Here is a 9,842-nt window from a genome sequence, read left to right on the forward strand (position 1 = left end):
GTCGGTGATCGGCTCGATCGTCGGGACCCGCCAGGACCTCGCCGAGGTGTTCGCGCTGCACGCGGCCGGCCGCACCCGGGTGATCGCGCAGACCCGCAAGCTCGACGAGGTCAACGCGTGCTTCGAGGAGATCCTGGCCGGACAGGTCCCGGCCCGCCTGGTGTTCGAGTTCTGAGCCCACCGCGGAATGGGAGGAGCGTACTGGTCGTGGTGACAGTCGACTTCAAGTTCCGGTTGCGGGTCGTGGATCTCGATCCGTGCCCCGCAGCAGTGATCAGTTTGTCGCTCGCCGGCGCCCAGCTCGGATGGTGGCTGCCAGGTACGCTCCGGCGGATCTCCGCCGAGCTTGGCCGGCAGCGAGTGGACACAGTCGGTCCGCCCTTCGTCCGGTACCTGCACACGGCGGAGGGCGTCGGTGTCGAGGTCGGCTACCAGGTGCAGGAGGCGGTCGAGGACGCTGGGGAGGTCGTCGCTTCTGGGCTGCCCGGTGGCCCCGCGGTTATGGCCTTGGACGTGGTGTGTCCCGACGTGGTTGAGGATGCGCGGAGCGCGTTGCTGGCGTGGCTGTCCGCTCGAGGATTCTGGGCAGCCAGCTCGATGCGGGAGTACCACCGTGACGTATCGCACGGCGGATCCGTCCACGCCGTCGATGTCGTCATGCCTTATCGCTGGCGCTGATCGCCTCGCACGTTGATTGACGACCGAGACGGGAGGTGGTCGCCTGAGTCAGTGGGTGCCGGAGGTCCCGGGCAGGTCCGGGCTGGAGGTTCCGGCGGAGTCGGGTGGTTGGGCTCTGCTGGGCAACCGGCCCCGCGCGGGACGCTGTGCTCACCACAGCAAGCGGCAGACCAGAGCCCCGGAGGGCACTCATGAAGCGCAAGACGCTCGACCTCATCGTCGGTTTCGGCCTCGTCGTCCTGGCCGGGCTGCTGCTGGTCGCCGGCTTCGTGCTGACCAGCAATGCGAACTTCGCCAATGACTACGTCAAGACCCAGCTCAGCCAGCAGCAGATCACCTTCAAGTCCGCGGACACCCTCACCGCGGAGGAGCGTAAGTCGGCGTGCCTCGTCGAGAACGCCGGTCAGCAGCTCACCACGGGCAAGCAGGCCGAGTGCTACGCCAACGAGTTCATCGGCCTGCACCTGCAGTCCATCGCGGGCGGCAAGACCTACTCACAGCTCGGCGACGTGCAGACCGACCTGAAGGCGAAGATCGCCGCGCTGCCGAAGGACGACCCGGCCGCCGCCGACCTGCAGCAGCAGCTCACCGACGTCAACGCCCAGCGTGAGACGGTCTTCAAGGGCGAGAGCCTGCGCGGCATGCTGCTCACCTCGTACGGCTTCAGCGAGTTCGGCGCCAAGGCCGGCCAGGCCGCCCTCGTCGCCTACCTCGCCGCCGGCCTGCTCTTCCTGCTCGGCGCCGCCGGCCTCGTCCACGCCGTCCGCACCCCCGCCACCACCGGCTTCGCGGTCCCCGAGTCAGCAGAACGGGAGTCGGTCAACGCCTGACTGGTCTCGAAATCATCCGCGCCCTTTCGCGTTCCGGCGGGCACGGGTGTGGTTGACACAGTTGAACCACTCTTGGGCGGATCTGCTGGAGGATGAATATTCGTTCTTTGCTTTGAGGCTGGCTCCCGGTGTGGCACGCTGGCGGCCGACGACGGTGGGTACGGCGCCGATTGGCTGCGCCGTCCCGGCCGCGGCGGCAGTGCGCAACTGCAGCGTTCAGGAGTGTGCCAGCTTCTCTGAGGACTGTGCGCACAAGCCGATCTCGCTCGGCGTCGGGCCGTGGCATCCGGGCAAGTGTTGCCGATGACCAGCACGGTCGTCCATCAGTACGGAGCCGCCCACGCGAAGCGGCCCACCGGTGGGCAGGCCGTGAACAGCGCGAATTCGACCGCACTCGACGGCGGCGACGGGTGTACGGGGGCGGCCGGTCCTTGCGGCTGTGTCCCGCGGCCCGCCGGAGCCACGCGCCTACTCGGGGTGTGGGTACTCAGTGGATTAGCCAGTGAGTCGATAGGCGACGAGCATTCCCACGAACTGAAGCATCGATCGCGCGTCGACCGCTCCGCGGGCGTTGACCACCTGCCCTCCGGCACGCGGAATTGCGCGGCCGGCGCGTTAGGCATAGCCGAGTCCGATGAACTCGCCGGTGAGACCCTGTGCGCGGAGGAGGCCATCGACGGCTTGGCTCACCGCAGACAATCGGAACCGGCAATGCACCTGATCAGCGGCACGGCGTGCTGCAAACAAGACGCTCACCCCACCGACCTCAATCGCCGTGACCTTGCTCAGATCCAGCAGAAGTTCGGTCGGCACGGTCTCTAGTGCAAGGGCCAACGCGTGGTGGAACGTCGTAGCGCTGTGCTGGTCGAGTTCGCCCCAGAGCTGAAGTATGACCTGCCCGGTGGCGTGACGATACACCTTGAACGAAAGCGCCACGCTGCCAGCGTTACATAGAGAACTCTCGTTCGTCACGCCGTGTCATACTATGGTAACGGTATGGATGATCGGCCTGTTGATCCGTGTAGCGCTCGATGGTCGCCCGGGATGACGAATGGCGCTGATCGTGCCACGGAGGGATGGCTGGATTCGGGCTGGGCCGGCAGCCGGTTTCTGGCATCGATGTCGGACGGCGGGCCGTCACGTTCCTTTCATGCGGTTGCATCAACGGGCCGGTAATGCGCAGAAGCTTCCGCGCCTGATGGGGTTGCGGTTTCCCGGTCGACGCGGTTGGTGCAAACCATGCCGTCTCGGCTACGTGTGATTCCGATCTGCTGAGTTCGGCCCAGTTGGCCTCGGCTGCGGGCCGGGGCCGGTCGGCTGGTGAGTCGGCGTACGCGTCGGACGGGGGTGTCCGGCGCGCTTGACGCTGACAATGGGCCGCCGAGCGGGGGAGGCTAGTGGACTCGCGCGACCCGCAGCACCCTGCCGGTCATCGTCCACTGGCTCAGTGGCCGTCGACAAGAGCCGTATCGTCGAGTCGTGCGGAGCCGGCAGGTGTTGGAGGCCCGACAGGCCGTACGCGGCCCCTGCGGCGCGAGCGCGACGAGGTGGCGCTGCAGGGATGCCGCTCTCAGTCCTGGTCCCTTGCACTGCATACAGTGCAAGGGACCAGGACTTTCGCTCGCTCGGGCCATTGCGCAGGGACCTCACGACACGGGTTCCCACCTCGGTTGCCGCGATAGCTGATCATGAAGTTGGCGAAGCTGTACCAACTGAGCAGTTTACTGCCTTTCACGGCCATCTGATCGCCGCAGGTTCTGGGTCCCCATGTCCCCACCGCGTCGTCCCGCCATCCGACGTTACGCCACCTCCGGAGCCTCCTCATCGGTGCCGTCGCCTTTGCTGACCGCTGCCGCTGCACCTGAGCGGCCGGCCGACGTTGCTGCCGCACTCCGAGCCGTCGGCGACGGCGCCGGCTGGGCCAACTGATCCGACTGGGCGTCAGCTCGCTCAGCCGCATTGGGTGTCATCCGCCTGTGGCTGGGCCGAGGGGCATCGGGCGCTTCGGCCCAGCCGTTGGCGGGCCGGGCCTGCGCGGGTTATGCCTGGATGAGGTTGACCAGGTTGCCGGCGGGATCCTGCAGCTGGGCCTTGGCCACCCAGCCGTTGTCGGTGGGTGGCATGACGATCGTCGCCCCCAGCTGCTCGGCCCGCTTGACCGCCCCGTCCAGGTCGGCGACCGCGACGCCGAGGACCACGCAGGCCCGTTCCTGCTCCACGATGGCCCCACCTAGTCCGCCAGGAGTGGCCAAGAGCGTGTACCCGGGTCCCTTGGGCTGGACGCGCCAGCCAAGCACTTCGTCGTAGAAGCGACGCAGCGGGGCCTCGTCGGGTCCCGCGATGTCGAAGTGCACGACAGCGTTCTCCAGGTGTGCGGTGTTGTGGTCACTCATGTTGTCCCTCATTCGAAGATGTGCTGCTCGGGTCCGGGAACGTCTGCGCGAGCAGGAGCAGCAGCTCGCGCAGACGTTCCGGCTGGGCCTGATACAGCCGGTACGTGCCGTCGACCCGCATCGCGACCAGGCCGATCTTGCGTAGCACCTTGAGGTGCTCCGACACGCTCGCCGGGGCTAGTCCGAGCCGGTCGGCCAGCTCGCCCGCGCCGCGCTCGCAGACCCAGACGTGCTGCAGGATGGACCGTCGGTGCGCGCTCGCCATCGCTCGTAGTAGCTCATCCAAGTCCCCAGTATCGGCCACGTCACCAGCTTATTTCGTCTCCATGCGAAACAGTAGCGGAGTGGGTGCGATGCCGTCCATACCGATCGCGAGTCCGGCCCGGCGCGGCCGCCGGCACGCACGCATCATCCGGTGTGACACGGCCAGTGATACTCGTGAGCTGACTCCCTGGAATCGAGCGGCGACGGAGGGCTGGGGCTCTTCGACTAGTGCTGTGTCCGCAGACATCGGCCGGGTCTGGTCGTGGTCGGAAAAGAGTCGTACCCGGCTGATGGTGATGTCGGTGGCGTCGTTCTACTCTCTGGTGATCACCGGCACCTCACTGTCGATGCTTCAGGTGGTCGCGGTACTGGCGCGTCGATCTGCTGACCGGGGCGATCAAGTAGTCGGGGCAAGTGGTTCGAACGTGCCGAGCGGATCCGGTCCGGTGACGACGTTCAGGACGCCGTCGAGCAGCACTCCGCGCAGGATCTCGCTGACGGCGAATGTCGTCGGGGGAGTGCGCGGACGAGGGCTTGACGACGACAGTGTTGCCGGCCTAAAGGGCGGGAGTGATCTTCCAGGGCGCGAGACTGATGGGAAGCTCCACGCTTCTCCGCAGCGTCGAAACCCGTTCCGGCGCCCGCCTCCGATGCACCCTGCTGCTGAACGACCTCATCGCATCTCGACGCGTCGGGCTTCACCCTGCCGGCTGGCCGGCAGGACATTCGGCCACCGATCGCGAAGTGTTAACTATTCAGTTAGTTGATTGGGTGGTATGGTTGACGCCGGTCGGCTCAACGAGGAAGCGAGGAATGTCTTGGCACATCAACTGTCATACGAGGTCATGGGCGCGGGTCCTGCCCTCGTCGTTGTGCACGGAACGGGGAGCGTGCCGGTACAGACGTGGGGGCCTGCGCTGGACGGGCTCGCAACCTCGTACCGGCTGATCCTCCCCTACCTGCCGGGGTCCGGTTCCAGCTCGATACCAGACGGGCCCATCGACGTCGCCGCCCTGGCAGATCAGATCGTGGACGTAGCGGCAAGGGCCGGGCACGAGCGATTCGCGCTGGCCGGAGCTTCCTTGGGCGCGCCGATCGCTATCAAGCTGGCGGCAATGTTTCCGGATAAGGTGACGCACCTTGTAGCGGTGTCCGGTTACGCCAGTGCGCGACCGAGCCTCCGTCTGCGGTTTGAGCTCTGGGACTCCATCCTCCACGGCGGCATTGAGGTCAACGGCAGGCTCCTGCTGATCCTGGGCATGACCGACCAGGTTGCGGCCATGCTCCCGTCCGAGATGCTCAACGCGATGGTGCAACAGATCGGCTCGTCGCTGCAACCGGGAACCCGCGAGCAACTTGCGCTCGCCCAGACGGTCGACGTCGAGGCGGAGCTCCGCAATATCACGACGCCGACGTTGGTGATCGCCGGGCGGCAGGACAACTTCGTCGACGCCGCGCACTCCGTGCACCTCGCCGAACGCATTCCTGGAGCGACACTGGTGCAGTTCGACGGTGGTCACGGCGTCACGTCCGAGTGCACCGAGGCCGTCGTTGCGGCGATCGGTGAATTCATCGGCCGCTAGTGTCTCGTGACTCTGGTTGCGTTGTTTAGATTGGTGACGGATCCTGGTGTGATGTTGGCCGAGGGCCAGACCACGGAGTTGTGGGCGGTGGTGGCGACCCATGCGCCGATCGTGCTGTGGATGGCGGAAGGTCAGCGCCGCAAGGATGTCGCGGCGCTGGCCAGAGTGTCACTACCCACTGTGGACCGTTGGGCCGACCGGTACACCGACCACGGCCCGGCCGGTTCGGAGGACGGATCCCACGCCGTACCTCGTCAGCAGGTCCCGGCCGCGGTCCGGGCCCGGATTCTGGGCGTTGAGCCAGGCCACGCTGCGGTGAAAACCGGGTTGCCGCACTGGTCGAGCCGGCAGCTGGCCGCCTACCTCAAACGCACCGAGGGGGCATCGGTATCCTGGCGCTACGTGACGAAAACTGTGGCGGGACAACGATCTCAAGCCGCACCGGCAGGGCACGTTCACCCTGTCCATGGAGCCGTACCTCGCCGAGAAGGTCGCCGACATCGTGAGCCTGTATCTCGACCCGCCCAGCGCCGCACTCGTACAGTCGATCGATGCGAAGACGGTCGATGCGAAGACGCAGGTCCAAGCGTCGTGCCGCAGCGACCCGGCCGACTCGGGCGCGACGTCGACCAGTACCTCTTTGACCCGCCGCTGCCGCCCGCGCCACCAGGAAACCGTCTGGGTGTAGAGCACGCGGCGCACGTACGGGCCTTGACCCCTGATCTTGGACACGGGGGTTTACGCGGCTCGGGTGAGCGTAGTCGATGCCGTGCGGGTGTTCGTCTCGTAGTTGATCGGGGATTGGTGTCCGAGCCGGGAGTGGCGGCGGACGGTGTTGTAGCGGTGGAGCCAGCGGAACGCGGTGAGTCGGGCTTCGCGTTCGTCGGTGAAGGCGCGGCGGCCTTGCAGGGTTTCGCGTTTGAACGTGGCGTTGAACGATTCGGCGAGGGCGTTGTCGGCGCTGCTGCCGACCTTGCTCATGGATTGGCGGACCCCGGCCGCGGTGCAGGCGTCGGCGAAGGCCTTCGACGTGTACTGGGCTCCGTGATCGGTGTGCATGATCGCCCCGTCCAGGCTGCCCCGGGTCCGTCGGGCGGCGGCCAGGGCGTCCACGACGAGGTCGGTGCGCATGTGGTCAGCGATCGCCCAGCCCGTAAGGCGTCGGGAGTGCAGGTCGATGACGGTGGCCAGGTAGAGGAACCCGCGCTCACCGACGGGCAGATACGTGATGTCGCCGACGTAGCGCTGGTTGACCGCCGGCGCGGTGAAGTCCCGGCCGATCAGATCCGGGGCCTTCGCCGCGGCCGGGTCCGGGATCGTAATCGACACCCGCCGGCGTAGCCGCAGCCCCCGGACTCGGTAGCGGCGCATCACCCGGGCCACCTTCTTGCGGTTGACCGGCAGCCCGCTGTCGTGCAGTTCGGCGGTGATCCGCGGCGCGCCGTAGGTGCCGTCGTGCGCGGCTTGCACCGCCCGGATCCGCACGGCCAGGGCCGCGTCCGCAGCGTCTCGCGCGGCCCGTGCGGGTGCGGTGGCTTTCCAGTAGTAGAAGCTCGAGCGAGCGATCCCGAGGATCTGGCACAACCGCTTCACGCCGTAGCGCTGGGAGTGGTCGGCGACGAACTGGAAGCGAGTCAGGAGCCGTAAATCAATTACTGCGTGAGTTGAAGCCGCTTTCGTGGCTGGCAATGACGGTGTGGAGTGCCTCGATCGTGCGGGGCGGATGAGTCTGCCGGGGTTGGGCCAGTAGCGTGGCGAGGTCGGGGCTGGCGAAGGCGAGCAGGGGCATGGTCCGGTGCGCGTGGTAGCTCAGGGTGTTGCGGTCCCGGCCGAGCAGCCGGGCGGCGAGGGTGAGGGTGATGGTGTTGCGGCGGCTCAGGATTGCGGCTAGGACGCGGTGGCGGTGGTCGAGGAAGCCGAAGCCGGGGTTGTAGCCGCGGCGGTTGATGCCGTGGCGTTTCTCGCGTTCGGCCTCGGCCAGGACCCGCCGCCAGGGCTCGAGTTGTGCCACGAGCCGGTCGAACCGCCGACGGGATAGGCCGGTCAGGACCGGATGGGTGAGTAGCAAGGTGGCCTCGGCCGGGATCGGGGGTGCCTTCGCCGGGTCGTGCTCGGCGGCCGGTGGTTGCTCGGGGTCGTGCGGGGCGATGGTGTAGTTCCACTCGCCGTGGAACGTGTCGCGGTGCACGCGGTGCTGGATCGCCGCGCGTTCGGTCTTGGTGATGACCCGGCCGGTGGGGTAGGTGTTCTTGTCGAGGACGGCGTTGACGGTCAGGCCCGTGCTGGTGCGGGTCGCGGCGATGCTTTGCAGTAGGACGTCGTAGCTGGTCAGCGGGCGGCCGCGCAGGGTGTGCGTGATGCGTGAGAACAGGCGGTGTTCGACCTTGTTCCACTTCGAGGTTCCGGGCGGGAAGTGCAGGACGGTGATGCGTAGCCCTGTTTCGTCGGCGAAGCCGGCCAGGTCCTTCTTGAACAGGTAGGAGTCAGCGGCGTTCGCGCCGCCTGCGTCGGCGGTGATGAGCAGTTGGGCGGCGCTGGGGTGCTGCTGGCGGCCCTGCTGGTTCCACCAGCGGCGGATGGACTCCACCGCGAAGGCTGCGGTGTTGCGGTCGGTGCCTACGTTCACCCAGCCGGTGTCCCGGCCCAGGTCGTAAACCCCGTAGGGGATCGCGATCGGCGTGTCCGCGGTGACGAAGTCATGGTCCGGCGCGGCGATCGGTGTCTTTCTGCGCCGATAGGTGCGGCCCGGCCGGGCGAAATCGCCGATCGGTTCCTTCTTCTTCGCGTCCACGCTCACCACCGGCAGTTGCCGAGCGAGGAACTGCTCGACTGTGGTGTTGATGTGGCGGAACTGTTCGTCGCGGTCGGGAACCTGGCTGCCAGCTCGGATCTTGGCCATGCCCTGGAGGCTGAAACCCATCGATCGAGCGCAGCAGCCGTCCAACCGCTGGAGCGCTCACGGGATGGCCTGCCGCCGTCAGTTCCCGGGCCAGATCTCGCAGCGAGGCCGTGGTCCACCGCAGTGGCGAGACCGGGTCGCCGATTTCCTGCGGTTCGATGAGGGCTTCCAACGCCGGCACCAGGCCAGGATCTCGTTCGGCGGCCGATTTGCGTCCGCCGCAGAGGCGGCGCACCCGCCCGAGCACTGCGGCACCACCAGCAAACTCGCACCGTCCACGCGCGACAGTCGACTGCGACACTCCCGCCGCCCTGGCCACCGCCGCGATCCCGCCATGGCCCAGCGCGTCGGCCTCACACGCCAAGTAGAGCCGCCGCTGCCGCTCGTCCAGATGCGGCAGCATCGCTGCGAACTTCACGCCCAAGGCCACAACGACGGAGTCCGCGAGCATCGGGCAATCCCAGCACCGCCCGACAAACCGGATCAAGGCGAAGTCGTGCAGTAGTTTCCTTACGGCTCCTCACCAGCGCGTCTCCCCGGCGAAATACCGGGCCGCCTTGCGCAGGATGTCGCGCTCCTCCTCCAGCTCGCGGATCCGGCGCCGCAGCTCGGCGTTCTCCTCCTCGACCGTACCGGCAGGCTGCAGCTTCGCCGTGGCCGCTGGACGGCCGGCCTCGCCTCGCCGCTGGTCATCGAGCCGGACCCAGCTACGCAACGTCTCCCGATTGACACCCAGATCATCGGCGATCTGCGCGATCGTCGCACCCGGCCTCGACCGATACAACGCCACCGCATCAGCCTTGAACTCGGGCGGGTAGTGCTTGTTCACCATGGTGTTCCAGGACTCCTGATCTCCCAGGACCATCACGATCCCAGGTTCAAGTGTCCAAGATCAGGGGGCAACTCCCCCCGAAGGATGGCACCGAGATCACACAACACTGGACGATCGTACGAAGCTTGCGGGCCAGCGGCACGCGTCCGTTCACGGAGCGTCCTCAGGTTGCCCCGTCGGAGTCTTGGTCCGCTGCGCCAGCTGGCTGGATGAGCGAGAGCGCTGGTGGCGACCGTTTCCGATTGCTGCCGGGAATCGTCGATGCACGTGGGCATGCTAGGCAGCGTTTCGTAAGGGTGTCGATGTGCGGCGTGGCGGTGATCGATAACTGAAGAGGTCTCCGGTAGGTGGTTTAGCGACCAA

At 67.1% G+C, this 9,842-nt stretch carries 8 protein-coding genes and 3 pseudogenes; 5 read left to right on the plus strand and 6 right to left on the minus strand.

From position 1 onward, the window contains the following. The first annotated feature begins 207 nt into the window (after positions 1-207). Both ABZS66_RS58090 and ABZS66_RS58095 read left to right on the plus strand, forming a co-directional pair. Complete coding sequence (locus ABZS66_RS58090; protein ID WP_354773010.1) at positions 208-678, plus strand: hypothetical protein; 471 nt, start codon at positions 208-210, stop codon at positions 676-678. Between the two features lie 191 nt (positions 679-869). Then, positions 870-1,508 carry a hypothetical protein gene (locus tag ABZS66_RS58095; RefSeq protein ID WP_354773012.1) on the plus strand — a complete coding sequence of 213 codons (639 nt, stop codon included), beginning with the start codon at positions 870-872 and terminating at the stop codon, positions 1,506-1,508. A gap of 615 nt (positions 1,509-2,123) precedes the next feature. On the opposite strand, the gene ABZS66_RS58100 is transcribed toward ABZS66_RS58095, so the two are convergent. From ABZS66_RS58100 to ABZS66_RS58110, 3 genes are all read right to left on the minus strand, one after another. Beyond that, positions 2,124-2,480, minus strand: coding sequence for an STAS domain-containing protein (locus tag ABZS66_RS58100; protein ID WP_354773014.1), 357 nt, complete (start codon positions 2,478-2,480; stop codon positions 2,124-2,126). Positions 2,481-3,547: 1,067 nt separating this feature from the next. Beyond that, complete coding sequence (locus tag ABZS66_RS58105; RefSeq protein ID WP_354773016.1) at positions 3,548-3,901, minus strand: VOC family protein; 354 nt, start codon at positions 3,899-3,901, stop codon at positions 3,548-3,550. After that, complete coding sequence (locus ABZS66_RS58110) at positions 3,894-4,205, minus strand: metalloregulator ArsR/SmtB family transcription factor (RefSeq protein WP_354773018.1); 312 nt, start codon at positions 4,203-4,205, stop codon at positions 3,894-3,896. The genes ABZS66_RS58105 and ABZS66_RS58110 overlap by 8 nt, the downstream gene beginning before the upstream one ends. Positions 4,206-5,010: 805 nt before the next feature. Between ABZS66_RS58110 and ABZS66_RS58115 the strand changes: the two genes are divergently transcribed. From ABZS66_RS58115 to ABZS66_RS58125, 3 genes and pseudogenes are all read left to right on the plus strand, one after another. Next, complete coding sequence (locus tag ABZS66_RS58115) at positions 5,011-5,748, plus strand: alpha/beta hydrolase (protein ID WP_354773022.1); 738 nt, start codon at positions 5,011-5,013, stop codon at positions 5,746-5,748. 51 nt (positions 5,749-5,799) lie between these two features. Continuing rightward, positions 5,800-6,147: pseudogene (locus ABZS66_RS58120) on the plus strand (helix-turn-helix domain-containing protein); the annotation flags it as partial. A gap of 67 nt (positions 6,148-6,214) precedes the next feature. Then, complete coding sequence (locus tag ABZS66_RS58125) at positions 6,215-6,436, plus strand: hypothetical protein (protein WP_354773020.1); 222 nt, start codon at positions 6,215-6,217, stop codon at positions 6,434-6,436. Positions 6,437-6,486: 50 nt separating this feature from the next. Here the strand turns inward: ABZS66_RS58125 and ABZS66_RS58130 are convergent. The 3 genes and pseudogenes from ABZS66_RS58130 to ABZS66_RS58140 form a co-directional block, all read right to left on the minus strand. Beyond that, positions 6,487-7,389 (minus strand): annotated as a pseudogene (locus ABZS66_RS58130) (IS3 family transposase); the annotation flags it as partial. 7 nt (positions 7,390-7,396) lie between these two features. Next, positions 7,397-9,098 (minus strand): annotated as a pseudogene (locus ABZS66_RS58135) (ISAzo13 family transposase). Between the two features lie 69 nt (positions 9,099-9,167). After that, positions 9,168-9,479 carry a transposase gene (locus ABZS66_RS58140; RefSeq protein WP_354773024.1) on the minus strand — a complete coding sequence of 104 codons (312 nt, stop codon included), beginning with the start codon at positions 9,477-9,479 and terminating at the stop codon, positions 9,168-9,170. Positions 9,480-9,842: the final 363 nt, after the last annotated feature.

This window comes from Dactylosporangium sp. NPDC005572, assembly GCF_040605515.1.
Taxonomy (GTDB): Bacteria; Actinomycetota; Actinomycetes; order Mycobacteriales; family Micromonosporaceae; genus Dactylosporangium.

What these genes read in the sequence shown, in the direction of transcription:
- ABZS66_RS58125 (WP_354773020.1), top strand. Translation starts at nt 6,215, where the DNA reads ATGGAGCCGTACCTCGCCGAGAAGGTCGCCGACATCGTGAGCCTGTAT.
- ABZS66_RS58115 (WP_354773022.1), top strand. Translation starts at nt 5,011, where the DNA reads ATGGGCGCGGGTCCTGCCCTCGTCGTTGTGCACGGAACGGGGAGCGTG.
- ABZS66_RS58140 (WP_354773024.1), bottom strand. Translation starts at nt 9,479, where the DNA reads ATGGTGAACAAGCACTACCCGCCCGAGTTCAAGGCTGATGCGGTGGCG.
- ABZS66_RS58105 (WP_354773016.1), bottom strand. Translation starts at nt 3,901, where the DNA reads ATGAGTGACCACAACACCGCACACCTGGAGAACGCTGTCGTGCACTTC.
- ABZS66_RS58095 (WP_354773012.1), top strand. Translation starts at nt 870, where the DNA reads ATGAAGCGCAAGACGCTCGACCTCATCGTCGGTTTCGGCCTCGTCGTC.